This is a genomic window from Pseudomaricurvus alcaniphilus, from assembly GCF_011440395.1.
Lineage (GTDB): Bacteria > Pseudomonadota > Gammaproteobacteria > Pseudomonadales > Cellvibrionaceae > Pseudomaricurvus > Pseudomaricurvus alcaniphilus.
In genome coordinates this window covers 202,890-220,234 of record NZ_JAAOIX010000007.1, presented here as the reverse complement: position 1 = coordinate 220,234, position 17,345 = coordinate 202,890, and the positions used below count along the sequence as shown (strand labels likewise).

Annotated in this window: 14 protein-coding genes; 11 read left to right on the top strand and 3 right to left on the bottom strand. The window is 60.4% G+C overall.

Annotated features, from left to right (window positions below):
* Positions 1-144: 144 nt before the first annotated feature.
* The gene (locus tag G8764_RS14735) at positions 145-717 is read right to left on the bottom strand and encodes an SPOR domain-containing protein (protein ID WP_166165423.1); all 573 of its coding nucleotides are present in this window, start codon (positions 715-717) and stop codon (positions 145-147) included.
* Between the two features lie 125 nt (positions 718-842).
* Complete coding sequence (locus tag G8764_RS14730) at positions 843-3,074, bottom strand: primosomal protein N' (protein WP_166165422.1); 2,232 nt, start codon at positions 3,072-3,074, stop codon at positions 843-845.
* Positions 3,075-3,256: 182 nt separating this feature from the next.
* On the opposite strand from G8764_RS14730, the gene rpmE reads away from it, so the two are divergent.
* The 3 genes from rpmE to G8764_RS14715 all read left to right on the top strand — a co-directional run bounded on the left by rpmE (position 3,257) and on the right by G8764_RS14715 (position 5,758).
* Positions 3,257-3,472: a 50S ribosomal protein L31 gene (rpmE, locus tag G8764_RS14725; RefSeq protein WP_166165421.1), complete on the top strand. Its 216-nt coding sequence runs from the start codon at positions 3,257-3,259 to the stop codon at positions 3,470-3,472.
* 13 nt (positions 3,473-3,485) lie between these two features.
* The gene (locus G8764_RS14720) at positions 3,486-4,352 is read left to right on the top strand and encodes a thermonuclease family protein (protein WP_166165420.1); all 867 of its coding nucleotides are present in this window, start codon (positions 3,486-3,488) and stop codon (positions 4,350-4,352) included.
* Between the two features lie 143 nt (positions 4,353-4,495).
* Positions 4,496-5,758 carry a malic enzyme-like NAD(P)-binding protein gene (locus tag G8764_RS14715; RefSeq protein WP_166165419.1) on the top strand — a complete coding sequence of 421 codons (1,263 nt, stop codon included), beginning with the start codon at positions 4,496-4,498 and terminating at the stop codon, positions 5,756-5,758.
* 64 nt (positions 5,759-5,822) lie between these two features.
* Here G8764_RS14715 and G8764_RS14710 read toward each other — a convergent pair whose 3' ends face one another.
* Positions 5,823-8,228, bottom strand: coding sequence for a penicillin-binding protein 1A (locus G8764_RS14710; protein ID WP_341806400.1), 2,406 nt, complete (start codon positions 8,226-8,228; stop codon positions 5,823-5,825).
* Between the two features lie 309 nt (positions 8,229-8,537).
* On the opposite strand from G8764_RS14710, the gene G8764_RS14705 reads away from it, so the two are divergent.
* The 8 genes from G8764_RS14705 to G8764_RS14670 all read left to right on the top strand — a co-directional run bounded on the left by G8764_RS14705 (position 8,538) and on the right by G8764_RS14670 (position 17,125).
* On the top strand, positions 8,538-9,605 hold the full coding sequence (locus tag G8764_RS14705; protein WP_166165417.1) for a pilus assembly protein PilM: 1,068 nt from the start codon (positions 8,538-8,540) through the stop codon (positions 9,603-9,605).
* Positions 9,605-10,219, top strand: coding sequence for a PilN domain-containing protein (locus tag G8764_RS14700; protein ID WP_166165416.1), 615 nt, complete (start codon positions 9,605-9,607; stop codon positions 10,217-10,219). The genes G8764_RS14705 and G8764_RS14700 overlap by 1 nt, the downstream gene beginning before the upstream one ends.
* A 2-nt stretch (positions 10,220-10,221) precedes the next feature.
* Positions 10,222-10,833 carry a type IV pilus inner membrane component PilO gene (locus tag G8764_RS14695; RefSeq protein WP_166165415.1) on the top strand — a complete coding sequence of 204 codons (612 nt, stop codon included), beginning with the start codon at positions 10,222-10,224 and terminating at the stop codon, positions 10,831-10,833.
* Positions 10,834-10,835: 2 nt separating this feature from the next.
* Entirely contained in the window at positions 10,836-11,375 is a 540-nt protein-coding gene (locus G8764_RS14690; RefSeq protein WP_166165414.1) for a pilus assembly protein PilP, read from the top strand.
* Positions 11,376-11,380: 5 nt separating this feature from the next.
* Positions 11,381-13,525 (top strand): type IV pilus secretin PilQ, encoded by a 2,145-nt coding sequence (locus G8764_RS14685; protein ID WP_166165413.1) that lies wholly within the window; start codon positions 11,381-11,383, stop codon positions 13,523-13,525.
* Positions 13,526-14,041 (top strand): shikimate kinase AroK, encoded by a 516-nt coding sequence (gene aroK / locus G8764_RS14680; protein ID WP_425049211.1) that lies wholly within the window; start codon positions 13,526-13,528, stop codon positions 14,039-14,041.
* Between the two features lie 85 nt (positions 14,042-14,126).
* The gene (gene aroB, locus G8764_RS14675; RefSeq protein ID WP_166165412.1) at positions 14,127-15,206 is read left to right on the top strand and encodes a 3-dehydroquinate synthase; all 1,080 of its coding nucleotides are present in this window, start codon (positions 14,127-14,129) and stop codon (positions 15,204-15,206) included.
* A gap of 167 nt (positions 15,207-15,373) precedes the next feature.
* Positions 15,374-17,125 carry an AAA family ATPase gene (locus G8764_RS14670; protein WP_166165411.1) on the top strand — a complete coding sequence of 584 codons (1,752 nt, stop codon included), beginning with the start codon at positions 15,374-15,376 and terminating at the stop codon, positions 17,123-17,125.
* Positions 17,126-17,345 lie beyond the last annotated feature (220 nt).

Genomic DNA, 17,345 nt, shown 5'->3' with positions numbered 1-17,345 from the left:
ATCTGGCGGATTCAAGGTTGCCTCCCTTGAATTGGCGCCAATTCGGGTCATTGGCCTGCCGGCAGCCGGCCTCACGGACGGGGCCGGGTTAGCATTTACCAGCTCTTACCTGTGCTCTGCTGCGCTGTGATTAAGGCCGGGCAGTTAGTGACGCGGGCGCTTGAGCAGCAGCGGGTTGATGTCGTTGGACGCCAGTACGCTGCGCGCCCGGGCCACGGTAGAACTGCTGTAGTAGGGCCCCACCAGTACCCGGTGCCAGGTCTGGCCGTTGCGCACGGTGACGGTTTCCACCTGGGCGTCCAGGTTCAGAAGAATCAGTTCGGCGCGCAGTCGATCAGCGTCCGCCAGCTTTTTAAAAGAGCCAACCTGCAGGATAAACTCTTCGTCGGGGTTGTTGCTGCCGGGCGCCTTGGCTGGGCTGGTGGGGGGCTTGACTTCAATTTCGCTCTCTTTTAGCAGGGTGTAAAAGTCGAAGCGCGGCTTGGGGACTTCTGTTGCCGGTTTCGCCGCAGGCGAGCGCTGCCCCTGGCCAGGGTCGGCCAATTGTTGGGGGGCGATCCCGGACAGATAGGCCAGAAATGTAATAAAGGCCCCCAACACGGCGCCGGTGACCAGCCATATCCAGGCCGGCACCCGACTTGAAGTGGCGGCTGCGGGCTTGTTCCTGGGTTTGTTTTTGGGCGCCGGGCGGGGCTTTTTGGCAAAGTCTCGGGTCATTAAAGGGCTTCTGTTACTGCGGGGTTACCTCGTGGAGGCGGCTATTGTACTCGACCCGGCAAGGGCCACCAACCAGTGACCGGCCTTTTCACCGAGCCGCGATGGTTAAAGGTCATGTCTCCAGATTAGCTCATGTCCTGGGGGTCGATATCCACGGACCAGCGTGCGCGCCGGCTGAGGGCGCTTTGTTCCAGCTGCGGCAGCAATTGCTGTAACAGGTGATGGAGCTGCGCGCGACTGCCGGCATTGATCTGCAACTGGTAGCGAAAGCGCTGGTTGCGGCGCTCCATGGGCGCCGGCAGGGGGCCCAGGTAGCTCATCTGCGGGACGGCGGGATGGCAGGCCAGGGCCAGTTGGCGCGCCAGATTCAGCAGCTCAATGGCGTTTTCCGGCCGTTTTGATTCCGCCCGCAGCAGGGCCAGGTAGCGATAGGGCGGCAGCTGGGTCAACTGGCGTTCGCGCAATTGCAGCTTGGCAAATTCGCTGTAGCCCTGGCGCAGCAATGTCTGCAGCAGCGGGTGGTCGCCCAGGTGGGTCTGGATCAGCACCTTGCCCGGCTTGCTGGCCCGGCCGGAGCGGCCGGCCACCTGGATCAGCAGCTGGCCCATACGCTCGGGGCCGCGGAAATCGGTGCTGAACATACCGCTGTCGGCGTCGAGAATGACCGCCAGGGTGACGTTGGCGAAGTGGTGTCCCTTGGCCAGCATCTGGGTGCCCACCAGGATGCAGGGTTCACCGCGATTGACCTGGTCGAGAATCGATTGCATGGCGTGTTTGCGACTGGTGGAATCCCGGTCGACCCGCAGCACCGGGTATTGGGGAAAGCGCTCGCGCAGCACGGTTTCGGCCCGCTCGGTACCCTGCCCCAGGCAGTTGAGCTGCAGGCTGTGGCAATTGGGGCAGCGCTTGATGGGGCTGCGCTGGTGGTCGCAGTGGTGGCAGTGCAGGTGGTTGGGCTGCTGGTGCACGGTGAGGCGGGCGTCGCAGTGGGCGCACTGGGCGATCCAGCCGCAATCGTGGCACATCAGGGTCGGGGCGAAACCGCGCCGGTTGATAAACACCAGCACCTGTTCGGCGGCCTCCAGGCGCTGGTCGATACTGTCGAGTGCGGTCTGGCTGATGCCTTCCAGCAGGGCCTGGCGCTTAAGGTCGATCAATTCGATGGCGGGCGGATTGGCGGCACCGGCCCGGTGCGGTAATTGCAGCAGCTGAAAACGCTGGTTGTAGGCGTTGCAGAGGCTCTCCAGCGACGGAGTGGCGCTGCCCAGCAGCAGCGGAATCTGCAGTTTTTGCGCGCGGATCACCGCCAGGTCGCGGGCGGAGTAGCGCAAGCCGTCCTGCTGCTTGAACGACAGGTCGTGCTCCTCGTCAATTATGATAATTCCGGGCCGTGGCAGCGGGGTGAACACCGCTGAACGGGTGCCAATAATGATGTCGGTGTCACCGTTGCTGGCATCGAGCCAGGCCTGTTTGCGTTCGCCGTCACTGAGGCCGGAGTGGATAATGGTCAGGGGCCGGTTAAAGCGCAGCTGGAAGCGTTTTAGCATCTGCGGCGTCAGGCCGATCTCGGGAATCAGCAGCAGCGCTTGCTGGCCGGCGGCCAGCACTGTGGCGATGGCCTGCAGGTAGACTTCGGTTTTGCCGCTGCCGGTGGTGCCATGCAGCAGGTAGGTGGCAAAACCGCTAAAGTCAATTTGTTCCAGGGCGCTGGCCTGGTCCGGGTTGAGCGCCAGAGGCTCCTGGCGCAGCAGTGGCTGGCTGCGATCCGGGCTGTAGTTTGCCTGCTGCCGGGTCAGCAACTGTTTGTCCTGCAGGCTCTTGAGGTTGCTGTTCTGGAAGCCGATTTGCAGCAAGTCGCTGTGCAGAACCAGCTCTTGGCCAGCCTGGTGGCGCTGCTGCAGCTCTTCCAGCAGGGCCCGTTGGCGCGGGCTGCGGGCCAGGGACTGGGGCGCTGCCTGGCAGCCGGCAGTGGTTAGCTGCCAGGCCTTGACTGGCGTGCGCTCGGCCGCTTCGCCCAGCTTCAGGCCGGCGGGCAAGGCGGTGGCCAGCACCTCTCCCAGCGGGTGGTGGTAATAGTTTGCCGTCCATTGACACAGCTCCAGCAGTTCATTGGGCAGCAGCGGAGTCAGGTCGAGGCGCTGCTCGATGGGGCGCAAGCGGGCCGGATCCACAGGGCTGTTTTGTTTCACAGCCACCACGATGCCCACCAGTCGCTGTTGACCGAAGCGGACCGCGACCCGGCAGCCAACCCAGGTGTCGGCGCCGCTGGTTGCAGCGGGCTCGGTGGCGGCCAGGTAGTCGAATGTTTTACGCAATGGAGTGGGCAGTGCGACGGCGAGGATTGCGGGCTCAGGCATGAATTTGATTGGAGGTTCCCGGGGGCTGCTGGCTGGTTGTTGAAAAAATGCGCAAGTCTCTTGCGTTGGTGATGGATTCTGGTAGTATGCGCGGTCTTGAATTTTAGCCCGCTAAGATTAACCGTTGTGCGGTGCCCGACACAAGATCGGGTGGCGGCACAGAATATACTAAGGCGATCCCAATGAAAGCAGATATCCATCCTAAATACGGACAATTGACCGCAACTTGCAGCTGCGGCAATGTCATTACCACTGGCTCCACTCGCGCTCGCGAAATGCACCTGGACGTATGTTCCAGCTGCCACCCCTTCTACACCGGCAAGCAGAAGCAAGCCAGCACCGGTGGTCGGGTTGACAAGTTCAAGAAACGTTTTGGAAGCCGTATCGGCGGCAAATAACGGGATCCGACGTGTGAGCGCCAGGCGCTGGCACGTCGCCGGGCAAGCCCTGACATTGTTGAGAAAAGCGCTTTGTGCCTTGGGTGCAGGCGCTTTTTTTTTAGCTTGTGATGCCAGTGTCGAGCAGCCCTCAACACCCGATTGCGCTTTCCTCGCCCCCGCGGCGGCCGCGCCAATCCGGATTGCGGCGGTGCTGGACGGCGACAGTGTGCGCCTGGGGGATGGCAAAACGCTGCGTTTTGCCGGTGTTAACACCCCCGAAATGCACCGCCAGCAGCAGCCGGAACAGCCGCTGGCACGGCAGGCCAAGCGCCGGCTGGAACAAATACTGCAGAGCGAACAGGACTGGTACCTGCTGTCCGGGGCACGGCGCTTCGATCACTATGGTCGTCGCCTCGGTTACCCGGTATCGGCCTCCGGTCGCAGTCCGGAGCTGGAGTTGTTGCGCGAGGGATTGGCCTTCCTGGTGGTAAAGCCACCCTACACTGCGCACGCCCGCTGTTTCGCCGCTGCCCAGGCATCCGCCCGCCAGCAGCGGCTGGGGGTGTGGTCAGCGCCCTACTGGCGCCCGCTGTCGGCAACCAGTATTAACGCCGGGCAGCTGGGTTATCGCCGCCTGCGGGGTGTGGTCACCCGGGTGGATCAGCCCGGCGCTGTCTATCTGGAGCTGGATGACAGGCTGGTGGTGAAAATAGACCGGCAGAACCTCGGTAATTTTGACCGCTGGCTGGACGGCAAGAGCTGGCGGGATTTGCGCGGGCGGCAACTGCAGGTAAGCGGCTGGCTGTTTGAACGGACCTTGTCTGAGCGCGGTAAGAAGCTGCAACACAAGCCTTATATGCTGGAATTGGCGACAGAATACGATCTGGAGCTGGAATAAACCCACAGAATTTGGTCGGGTATGCGCTTGAGTAGCTCGGGGGGCTCCGGTATCCTGCACGCCCCTGAAAAAATTAACCGGCTACTACCTAGCATAGCGACACATTTTATTAATTGTAACCACACGTGAATGGACTAACGACAATGTCAGACAAATTCAAGCAAGCGGCCCTTGACTACCACGCTTTCCCCAAGCCCGGCAAGCTGGCAATCGAGATCACTACGCCGGCGGAAACCCAGGAAGATTTGTCGTTAGCCTACAGCCCGGGTGTGGCTGAGCCGGTGCGTGAGATTGCCAAAGACAGTGAAAATGCCTACCGCTACACCGCCAAGGGCAATATGGTGGCGGTGATCACCGATGGCAGTGCCATTCTCGGCCTCGGCAATTTGGGCCCGTTGGCGAGCAAGCCGGTTATGGAGGGCAAGAGCCTGCTGTTCAAGCGCTTTGCCGGTATTGATTCTGTGGACATCGAAGTGGAGTCGGACAGCCCGGAGCTGTTTATCAACACAGTGGCCAGCATCGCCAATACCTGGGGCGGCATCAATCTCGAGGACATCAAGGCCCCGGAGTGCTTCCAGATCGAGAAAGCCCTGATCGAGCGCTGCCAGGTGCCGGTTTTCCACGATGACCAGCACGGCACGGCCATTGTTACGGTGGCGGGCATGCTCAATGCCCTTGAGATCCAGGGCAAGACCATCGAGACAGCTCGTATTGTTTGCCTCGGTGCCGGCGCTGCCGCCCACGCCTGCTGCACCCTGATGATCAAGGCTGGCGCCAAACGTGAACATATCACCATGGTGGACAGCAAGGGCGTCATCTATGCCGGCCGGGACAATCTCAACCAATACAAGCTGGAATTTGCCAACGCCACCAGTGCGCGCACCCTGGACGATGCCATCGATGGTGCCGACGCCTTCCTGGGGTTGTCGGGCCCCAACCTGCTGTCGGCAGAGCAGCTGGCAAAAATGGCTCCCAAGCCGGTGATCTTTGCCTGTTCCAACCCGGACCCGGAGATCAGCCCGGAGCTGGCACACGAGGTGCGCGATGACCTGATTATGGCAACCGGTCGCTCCGACTTTCCCAACCAGGTTAACAATGTGCTCTGTTTCCCGTTTCTGTTTCGCGGCACCCTCGATGTGCGCGCCACGGAAATCAATGTCGAGATGAAGCTGGCGGCGGTCAAAGCCATTAAAGACCTGGCCCGGGAGCCGGTGCCGGCGCGAGTGAGCCAGGGCTACGGCGGCATCGATTTGCAGTTCGGCCGCAACTACATTATTCCCAAGCCTACGGATGAACGCCTGCTGGGCGCAGTCGCGGCTGCAGTGGCCGAGGCGGCAGTGGCCACCGGAGTGGCGCGCCTGCCCTACCCCAGCCACTACCCGCTGCGCACTATCGAAGATTGCTGAGCCGTATCAATGGCGATATAAACTGCCCGCGGGCAGTTTTTTTTCGCCTGCTGTTCGGGCACTGCTAGAACAGCTCTTCCGGCAGGGCCTCGTCTTCGTCGGATCGATTCATATCGTCAAATACAGGCGCTGGCTCGTTACCGAATTCCGGCACATCCCCCGCCTGGAACAGCTCGAATATAGCGCGCTGGTTGCTGGCCCGGGCGCGCATGCCGGTGGCCGGGTCGATTCGCACCGAGGTCAGGCCGTTGGGCAGTGAACGCGGTTTTTCCGGTACTCCCTGCAGGGCGGTGCGCATAAAATCGATCCAGATGGGCAGGGCCGAGGTGCCGCCAAACTCCCGTCGACCCAACAGCAGGTTCTGGTCAAAGCCGAGCCAGGTGGTGGCCACTATGTGATGGTTGTAACCGGAAAACCACGCATCCACGGGGCCGTTGGTGGTGCCGGTTTTACCGGCCAGGTCCTTGCGCCCGAGGACTCCCGCCTTGCGGCCTGTGCCCTTGGTAATCACATCGCGCAGCATGTCATCGATCAGGTAGGCCACCTGCGGGCTCATCACCCGGGGAGCCGGCGGTTTGGTCGGTGTGGCGGTGGGGGCCGCCGCGGTAGCGGAGTTGCCGCCGTTGGCCTGGGGCGACTGGGCATTGGCCAGCTCCGCCGCCATGGCCGATTCCAGTGCCGCCATGGCTTGCAAATCCATGCCCGCCTGGCTGTTGCCGGCCGGCGCGCTGGGCGCTGGCGCCTCGCACTGGCGACAGACGGTGTATGGCTGCGCCTGGTAGACCACCTGGCCGCGGGCGCTTTCGATGCGCTGTACCAGGTAGGGGTCGACCTTGTAGCCGCCGTTGGCAAATACGGTATAGCCGCTGGCCACTTCCAGGGGGGTGAAGGCGTGGCTGCCCAGGGCCAGTGACAGGTCGCGGGGCAAGCTGCTGGTGTCGAAACCAAAGCGGCCCATACTGGCGATGGCAGTGTCGATGCCGATGCTGCGCAGCACCCGGATAGAAACCAGGTTGCGGGATTCATACAGCGCCTTGCGCAACCGTGTCGGGCCGGCGAATTGGCCGCTGGAGTTTTCCGGCCGCCAGGCGCTCTCGAGCGAGGGATCGTCGAAGACAATGGGGGCATCGTTGACGATGGTCGCCGGGGTGAAGCCGTGCTCCAGTGCGGTGGCGTAGATAAAGGGCTTGAAGTTGGAGCCGGGCTGGCGCTTGGCCTGGATGGCGCGATTGAAATGGCTCTGGTTGAAGTCAAAGCCGCCGGACAAGGCCTGGATGCTGCCGTCGGTGGGGTTGATGGCAACCAGGGCCGCCTGGGCAGCGGGAATCTGGCTCAGTTGCCAGTGGTCCGGCTGGGCGCTGACCCGGATCACATCCCCCGGCTTGAACAGGTCCGCGGCCTGTTTCGGGGCCGGGCCGCGACTGTTCTCGCTGATGTAGGGCCGGGCGCTGGAAAGACCGTGCTCCCACAGCAGGGTCGAGCGGGTGCCGTCGGCGAGCATAAAGTCGACACTGTCCGGGTTGACCTGGGTGACCACCGCGGCGCGCAGGCCGGCAATGGTACTGAAGGATCGCAGCGACTGCTGCCATTGGGCCAGCTGCAGTTCCGCCGCGGCGTCGGCAGGCGGGGGTTGCGGTGTTTTCAGGCGCGCTTCCGGGCCGCGATAGCCGTGGCGCTGGTCGTAGGTGAGCAAGCCGTCGATCACGGCGCGCTGGGCGCTGGCCTGAAGTTTGGCGTTAACCGTGGTGTAGACCCGGAAGCCGTCGGTGTAAGCGGCTTCGCCCAGCCGATCCACGGCCTCCTGGCGGGCCATTTCAGCGATGTAGGGCGCGTCCAGGTCCAGTCGCGAGCCGTGGTAGCTGGCAGTTACCGGTGCACTGACCGCTACATTGTATTCCTCGGCATTGATATAGCCCAGGTTCAGCATGCGTCCGAGAATCCAGTTGCGCCGAATCAGCGCCCGGCTGGGATTGACAATGGGGTTGTAGGCGGAAGGGGCTTTCGGCAGCCCGGCAATCATGGCCAGTTGTGCCAGGTTGAGTTGGCTTATGGGTTTGCCGTAGTAGACCTGGGCCGCCGCCTCGATACCATAGGCGCGGTTGCCGAGGTAGATTTTGTTGACGTAGAGCTCTAGGATTTCATCCTTGCTGAGCTCCTTTTCGATCTGCAGCGCCAGCAGTATTTCATTGAATTTGCGGCTGAAAGTCTGTTTGCGGGTGAGGAAGAAGTTGCGTGCGACCTGCATGGTGACGGTGCTGCCGCCGGTTTTGATCTGGCCGCTGGTAAGCAATTCCGAGGCGGCCCGCAAAAGCCCTTTAATATCCACACCCGAGTGGGAGTAGAATCCATCGTCCTCAGCGGCGAGAATTGCCTGGATAAAGGCTTTGGGTGTGTCCTGTATGGCAATCGGAGTGCGACGCTTTTCACCAAACTCGCCGATAAGGGCGCCATCACTGGAAAAAACGCGCAAAGGCGTCTGTAATTTTATTTGGCGAAGTGACTCCACTTCCGGTAATTTCGGACTAAGGTATAGGTAGGTGGCGGAAAACAGGCTGACGGTCGCGCTCAAACCGGCAAATACAAGCCAAAAAGTCAATTTTAAATATTTTTGTTTACGAGTCATTTTTTCTATGGGAATTAATGGCTTAGGGAAAGCGGGGGCTTCGGGGCGGCTATTATAAGCTGTTTTCCGCAGTTTACATACGGTCTGTGTTGTTGCAGGTTCCATTTAAAGTGCTATAACATAAAGTGCACCTAAGTTACGGAAATTGATAGAAAAATGGGGATTTTAGGTTTCTTGGAGCGAAAAACCAAACCGGTCCTGGGTTTGGATATCAGCTCGACCTCGGTAAAAGTTCTGGAATTAAGTCGCCAGGGCGATAGCTATCGCGTGGAGAGCTACGCTGTCAAGGCGCTGCCCCCCAACACCGTGGTTGAGAAAAACATCAACGAAGTCGAAGCTCTCGCAGAATCCATCAAGGTCGCCCTGCGCCAGTCGAAAACCAAAATCAGGGACGCCGCCGTGGCGGTGGCCGGATCAGCGGTTATTACCAAATTAATTGAAATGCCGGCCGGCATGAGCGAAGACGTGCTGGAGACCCAGATTTCCCTGGAGGCTGACCAGTACATCCCCTACCCGCTGGAAGAAGTGGCCATCGATTTTGAAGTCCAGGGGCCCTCCGACAACAACCCCGATCAGGTGGACGTGTTGCTGGCCGCCTGTCGCCGGGAAAATGTCGACTTGCGCGTGACGGCGCTGGAGCTGGCCGAATTGAAGCCGAAAATCGTCGACGTGGAAGCCTACACCATGGAGCGGGCCTTCAGCCTGGTGGCCGAGCAGTTTGAAGACCAGGAGGAGCAGGTAGTCGCGGTGCTCGATATCGGCGCTACCATGACCACCTTGAGCGTCTTGTCCGCCGGCAAAACTGTGTATACCCGGGAACAGTTGTTTGGCGGCAAGCAGCTGACTGAAGAAATCCAGCGCCGCTACGGTCTCTCTTCGGAAGAGGCCGGGTTGGCGAAAAAGCAGGGCGGCCTCCCGGATGACTATGAAAGCGAGGTGCTGGGGCCCTTCAAGGATGCGGTGGTGCAGCAGATGACACGCTCGCTGCAGTTCTTTTTCTCCTCCAGCCAGTACAATGACGTCGATCATATTTTGCTTGCGGGTGGTGTTGCCGCCATGGAAGGGCTGAGTGACGTGATCAGTGAAAAACTCGGCACACCGGTGAGCGTCGCCAACCCGTTCGCGCGGATGAGTGTGGCGCCGCGGGTAAACGCCATCGCGCTGGCCAATGACGCGCCGGCGCTGATGATCGCCGCAGGTCTGGCAATGAGGAGCTTCGACTAATGGCCAGAATTAACCTTCTTCCCTGGCGGGACGAATACCGGCGCGAAAAGCAGCGCGAGTTTCTCGGGGTGCTGGCGGCAGTGGCGATCCTGGCCCTGGTCTGTGTGTACATCTGGATCAGCAGTGTCAACAGCGCAATCGACTCGCAAAAACAGCGCAACCAGATTCTCACTAAGGAGATTGCCGTGCTCGACAAGCGGGTGCGGGAGATTCGTGAGCTGAAAAAACGGCGCGAGGAGCTGCTGTCGCGGATGAAGGTTATCCAGGGCTTGCAGGGTGAGCGCCCGGTGATCGTGCGCTATTTCGACGAGGTGGTGCGAGCGGTGCCGGAGGGTGTCTACCTGACCAAGCTGACCCGTACCGGCAAGAGTGTCAATGTGTCCGGGATTACCGAATCCAATGTGCGCGTGTCCTCCTTTATGCGCAACCTGGATGCCTCCGAGTGGTTTTCCACGCCCAACCTGAAGTCGGTCAAGGCCGCGCCCAAGTTCGGCGACCAGGCCAGTGAATTCGTCATGACATTCAATACCACCAAACCCAATGAAAGTGATGATCAGGCGACCTCTGCCGGCGGGCAAGCGCCCGGCAAGCAGCCAGGGAAAAAACGGGGTTAGACATGGCTTTGCAAGATGTAATCGACCAGATCAATAGCTTTGATATCAACGATATCGACTGGACTCGTATGGGGGTCTGGCCCGTCGCTGGCAAACTGGTACTGTGCACGCTGCTGGTGACAGTGCTGGTGGCTGGCGGCTATTTCTTTTTTATCAAGGACCTTAACATCCAGTTGGCGCGGGTTACGGCGCAGGAGCAGGATTTGCGCTCAACCTTCAAGACCAAGGCTTTCCAGGCGGCCAACCTCGAGGCTTACCGGGAGCAAATGAAGGAGATCGAGGAATCCTTCGGCGCCTTGCTGGCCCAGTTACCCAGCGATACAGAAGTGCCGGGCTTGCTGGAAGATATCGATGAAAAGGGCTCGGAGAGCGGTCTGGTGATCAGTTCTATCGAGTTAAAGCCGGAGGTCAAGCGCGAGTTTTACGTGGAGTTGCCGATATCCATCAAGGTGTCCGGCCCCTACCACGACTTTGGCACCTTCGTCAGTGGCGTCGCCGGTATGCCGCGCATCGTCACGCTGCACGATTATGATATCAAGGCGGCGAAGACCGGTGGTTTGCTGGACATGACCATCCTGGCCAAGACCTACCGCTACAACAGTAAGGAACAATAGCGATGTGCTACCGTCGACCGGGATCTATTTGCACCCTGTTAGCAGTCGCGCTGCTGCTGTCCGCCTGCGGTGGAACCAGTGAGCACCAGGACCTGCTGGATTACATGGAGGAGACCAAGCGTCGCCCGGCCGGGCAAATCGAGCCGCTGCCGCCGTTTGTGCCCTACAAGAGTTTTGTCTACAGCGCGATGGCCATGCGCAGTCCGTTTGACCCGCCGGTTGACGATATCGAAATGCTGGTGCGCGGCAAGCAGACCGATGTCAAACCGGACCTCAATCGAGAGAAAGAGTTTTTGGAATCGTTTAACATTGCCAGCTTGCGCATGGTGGGTACCCTCGAGCGCGGCGGTACTTTGTGGGCCCTGATTAACGACGGCGTGGGCGGTATTCACCGGGTCAAGCAAGGTAATTACATCGGCAAGAATCACGGCCGTATTGTGGCGACCTCACCACTCCAGATTGAAATAATAGAGATAGTGCCGAACGGTACCGATGGTTGGGTTGAACGACCACAAATACTCCAAATTGCAGAGAAGGGATAGCGATCATGTTCAGTGTGCAACTTAAGACAAGAGCTGGCCGGGTAGCGGCGGCGGTGGCAGTGTGGCTGGCGACAGCTTGCAGCCTGGCCAGTGCCAGTGCACTGCAGAACGTGCGCTTTGCCGAGTTGCCCGGTGATCGCTTTCAGGTGCGGCTGGACTTCGACAGCCTGCCAGTGGAACCCTCCGGTTACACCATCGATCAACCGGCTCGAATCGTGCTGGATTTTGCCGGCGTTGATAACGCCCTGAGCCAGCGCAAGTTTCCCCTGTCATTCGAAAACGCCAAGTCGGCGGTTATTCTCAGCAGTGGCGGCCGCACCCGCTTGATCCTCAATCTCAATGAATTGACCACTTACACCACCGTCGCTGAGGGCAATGCCCTGATCGTGGAGGTGGGCGGCGGCCAGGCCGGCAGCGAATTCGTCAGCAAGAGCACCAGTATTTCCGATTCCCTGGCGACGGTGCAGGCCTCTGGAGGTGCAGCCATTACCGGTATCGACTTCCGCCGGGGCGAAGCGGGGGAAGGCAAGGTGATCGTCGATTTGAGTGATCCCTCGGTGAGCATCGATGTGGACCAGCGCGGTGGTGCCGTGAATATAGCCTTTCTCGGGGTGAGGTTGCCGGAAAACCTGCGCCGCAGTCTCGATGTGGTGGATTTCGCCACCCCGGTCACCATGGTCGACGCCGACTACGATGGCGACAAGACCACCCTGGTGATCAAGGCCAGTGGCGAGTATGACTACCTGGCCTACCAGGCGGACAACACCTACGTAGTCAGTGTCAAGCCACTGACTGTGCAGGAGCTGGAAGAGAAAAAGTCGCGCTTTGCCTTCTCCGGTGAGAAGTTGTCGCTGAACTTCCAGGATATTGAAGTGCGCTCGGTGTTGCAGCTGATCGCCGATTTCACCGAACTCAACCTGGTGGCCAGTGACACAGTGCGCGGCAATATCACCCTGCGCCTCGACAATGTACCCTGGGACCAGGCCCTCGACCTGGTACTGAAAACCAAGGGCCTGGACAAGCGCCAGGTGGGCAATGTGATGATGGTGGCACCGGCGGCGGAGATTGCCGAGCGCGAGCGCCAGGAAATCGAAACCCAGAAGCAACTGCAGGAGCTGGCGCCCCTCTACACCGAGTATATCCGGGTGCGCTACGCCAGTGCCGAGGAAATCTTCAAACTGTTCAAGAAGAACAAGGGCAGCAGTGGCGGCGCCCAGGATGGCGCTACCGAGAGCATTCTCTCCGAGCGCGGCTCGGCAATTATTGACGAGCGCACCAACTCCATTATCCTCACCGACACCTCGGACAAGATCGAAGAATTCCGGCGCCTGATCGAGCAGATCGATATCCCCATTCGCCAGGTGATGATCGAGGCCCGCATTGTGATTGCCAACTCCGATTTCCGCGAGGAGATGGGTATCAAGTGGGGTGTGGCCGGGGTGGATACGCCGAAGAACTCCCAGGTGGCTTTCGCCGGTTCCTACGATTCGCTGGACAGCGATCCCGGCTCGCCGGGTGAGTTCTTCCTCGGCGGTGGCACCACCGATATCGTGGAAAACCTGGTGGTGGATCTGGGCGTGGCCAATCCGGCTGGCAGCTTTGCCCTCAGCTTCCTCAATGACAATATATTGCTGGGTCTGGAAATTTCCGCACTGGAGGATTTGGGCTTCGCCGAGATTGTCTCCCAGCCAAAAGTAATTACTGGTGACAAACAGGTAGCGCATATCCAGTCGGGTACGGAAATCGCCTATCAGGAAGCAGCATCGAGCGGAGCCACATCCGTGTCGTTCAAGGAGGCGGTACTGAAGCTGGAGGTGACGCCGCAGATTACCCCGGATGACCACATCATCATGGACCTACAGATTAATCAGGATTCAATCGGCGCGTTTATCGCTGGAGAAAATAACTCCCAGTTACCTACTATCGATACCACAGAGTTGCACACCCAGGTGCTGGTGGCTAATGGGCAGACGGTGGTACTGGGCGGTATATTCCAGACGGAGCTGGTATCGGGTGAAACCAAGGTACCCGTACTGGGGGATATCCCCTACCTGGGCCGCCTGTTCCGCCAGAACGTGCACAGCGAAAACAAGCGTGAACTGCTGATTTTCATTACCCCCAAAATTCTTTCGGACAAACTGGTCAAGTAAGTGCTGCCCACCTGCGTCGTACTGGTCGGCCCCATGGGGGCCGGCAAGACCACCATTGGCAAAGTGCTGGCGGGGCAGTTGCACCTGCCGTTTTACGACAGTGACCGGGTCATCGAGGAGCGCACCGGCGCCGATATCCCCTGGATATTCGACGTGGAAGGGGAGGACGGCTTTCGCCAGCGCGAGTCGGCGGTCCTGGCCGACCTCCTGAACAGTGCCGAGGGTGTGATCGCCACCGGCGGAGGCATCGTTATGCGCGCTGAAAATCGCCAGCTGTTGCAACGGCAGCCGGCGGTGGTCTACTTGACCGCCTCCACCGAGCAGTTGGTAGAGCGCACCTACAAGGACAAAAAGCGGCCGCTGCTGCAAGTGGCGGACCCGGAAGCCAGGATTCGCGAGTTGATCGCCCTGCGCGACCCGCTCTACCGGGAGGTGGCCGACCTGGTGATCGCCACCGATCGGCGCGGCCCCAAAGTGGTGGCCCAGGAAATCGCGGCGGCGCTGCGTAGTCGCTGAACACTGCACTTTCCCCTCTCCTTTTCATTAATTCGCCTGTGCTAAACTGTGCGGCCTTCAGGTTGTGGACAGGTATGGGCGAATTATGCGAACAGTTAACGTGGATCTGGGTGACCGCAGTTACCCGATTTTTATTGGTGCGGGATTGCTGGCCGAGAGTCAGCGCTTGCGCTCTTTTATCCGGGGCAAGCAGGTCTGTATTGTCACCAACGAAACTATAGCGCCACTCTACCTGGCGGGGCTGCAGGAGGCCCTGGCCGGCCTGCAGGTCTCCACGGTAATCCTGCCCGACGGCGAACAGCACAAGACCCTCGAAGTACTGGCCACAATCTATGATCGCCTGCTCTGCGATGGCCACAACCGCACCACCACACTGTTGGCCCTGGGCGGCGGCGTGGTGGGTGACATGACCGGTTTTGCCGCGGCCAGTTACCAGCGCGGTGTGGATTTTATCCAGATTCCCACAACCCTGCTGTCGCAGGTGGATTCATCGGTGGGCGGGAAAACCGGGGTTAATCACCCGCGCGGTAAAAACATGATCGGCGCCTTCCACCAGCCCCGCGCGGTGTTTATTGATACTGGGGTGTTGCAGTCCCTGCCCCAGCGCGAGCTGTCCGCGGGCATCGCCGAGGTGATCAAATACGGCCTGATCTGCGATACGAAATTTTTTCTCTGGCTGGAGGAGAATGTCGAGCGATTGCTGGCGAACGATGCCGAAGCGCTGGCTTTCGCCATCGAACGCTCCTGCCAGGACAAGGCCGATGTGGTGGCCAGTGACGAGCGCGAGGGTGGTGTGCGCGCGATCCTCAATTTGGGGCACACCTTCGGTCACGCCATCGAGACCCGCGAGGGCTACGGCAACTGGTTGCACGGCGAAGCGGTGGCCGCGGGCATGCAGATGGCCTGCGACCTGTCGGTGCGCCTGGGTTGGCTGGAGGCGGGTATTGCGACCCGTCTGCAGGCGCTGTTACTGCGCGCCCGGTTGCCGGTCAGCCCACCGTCGGACATGAGTGCCAGCGAGTTTATGACGTTGATGGCGGTGGATAAAAAAGTACTCGACGGCCGGCTGCGGTTGGTCTTGCTGAAAGGCCTTGGACAGGCCATAGTAACAACGGATTTTTCCGCGGATTGTCTGCAGCAGACTTTGTCTGCTGCCGCGAACTGAAATTTTTACCAGTAATGGCTTGAGTAAGCTGCGACTTTTCTAACCTGCGGGCTATGTGAGCTGCGGGGTTTGCGGGTTTTGGGATTTGTGTTTTTTGCCCCGGCTCAGGCCAGGTATGGCTGGCCGGGCCACAGGGGAAAGGTTGCGGGTGTACCGCAAAGGATGCTATGAATAGAGAACAGGCGCAGCCACAGGATGCCGCTGCCCCCGGTACTGGTGTGCAGGCACCGATGGAGTCTGGTTCGCCGGCTGAGCCGGAATTTGAATTCTTTGCTGGCGCCGGCCGCGGCGCCGCCCTGGAACAACTGCTGCACTTCGGCTGCTTTAGCAACGCCTTGCTGTTGCTGCTGGGTGAGCCGGGCAGTGGCCGCACTACTATTAAACAGCAATTGCTGCTGGAGCTGGACGACAGCTGGCGGATATGCGAGCTTGAAGGCATTGCCCTCAGCTCCATGTTCGAACTGGTGGCTGGCATTGCCGCCGGTTTCGGGGTGGTGGCAACGGCCGAGGACGAGGATCCGATTGCCCAGTTACGCGAGGCGCTCGCGCAAGGCTTGCCTCTGGCGGGCGCCGGCGAGCGCATTTTACTGCTGGACGACGCCCACCTGCTCAGTGACCAGTTGCTGGCCGCTGTGATTGGCCTGGTGACGCCCCCGGAAGGGGAAGACTCGCCCTGTCATGTGGTGATGTTTGGCGATCCCGACTTGTCCGCTCGAGTGCAGATGCTGAGTGACGGGCAGTGCCTGTGCCACGTAATTCGCCTGTCGCCTTTGAGCCTCAAGGATGTGGGTGACTACCTGCGCTTGCGCTACGGTGACGGACGTCAGGTCGACCTGGATTTGAGCCACGCGCAACTGGACGATCTGTGGCGTCGCTCCGAGGGCAATCCGTTGGCACTCAACAAGCTGGGCGCCGTGTTGCTGCCGGCCATTGACCTGGAGCTGGAAGAGAGTCCGCCACGCTCGGCCGGTTTGCCGGTGACTCATATGATTGGTGTGGTGGCACTGTTGACACTATTGCTTATGGCCTACCTGTACCGTGACAGCAGCAGTGAGCAGCTGCCCGATTCTGGTGCGGGGGAGCAGCTGGCACCCTTGACTGGTGCGGATCAGTGGTCTGCGAACGGGGTGCCCGCTGCGATCCCGGCGCCGGGCCAAGCCGCGGAAGAGCCGGCAATTGCCGCGGGCCGGGACGCTGTTCCCGTGGGCACCAAAGAGACTTCCGGGGCCGATTCCGGGGTGGATAATGGTGCAGCCACAGCGGCGCTGAGGGAGGGTAGCACGGCCTCGAAGACAAAAGTCGCGGTGTCAGGGCCGCTGGTACAAAACCTGCAAGATAAGGTCGTCGCGCGGTCTGAAGTCACCAGCGCGGAGCCTGCCGTGACGGAGGCAAATAAGCCGGCCGCTAAAAAGCCGGCCAGCCCGCCCGTGACGGCGCCGAGTCCAACTGTTTCGAGTTCAACCGCTTCCAGGCCGCTTGCTACGAGCCCAGTTGGTTCGAGTCAAAGTGCTTCGAACCAGGCTGCTTCGGGCCAGGCCGCGACCAGGCCAGCCTCGCCAGCCGAAGCGGCCAGCACCGCGCGGCCTCCGGTCAAGCCCGCGCCGAACGGCTTGAGCGCAGATGAGCGCCAATTGCTGGCACTACCGGCGGATTACTACCTGCTGCAAGTGCTGGCGGCGGCGTCGCAGCGCTCTGTCACTGAGTTCGTCGCGCGCCAGAGTAATCGCGACCAGCTGCGTGTCTATACCACGACTCGCGCAGGCGCCAAATGGTATGTGGTCGTCACGGGTGGTTACGCCACGGTGCAAGAGGCGCGACGGCAGTTAAAGTTGCTGCCCGATGAGCAGCAGAAACTGGGCCCCTGGCCGCGCAAAGTTACCGAGATACAGGCTGGAATTCGCCAGTTTCGCGGTATTTAGCTGCTCGATCACCACAGTTAGCTTCCGGGCAAACGGCTCTCCGGGGGCGCTGACCTTGCGCAGCGGGCGTTGAGCGGGTAATATTCTGCGCCCATTTGCCAAGGAGCCCCTCATCTAGTCAGGGGCTTTTTTGTCTGGGGGGCCGGGCCATGTCACGGGCACCCCGGGGTACAGCCACCGTTCGGCGACAGCGAGGCGGCGGCCTATTCAGTTTAAGTTT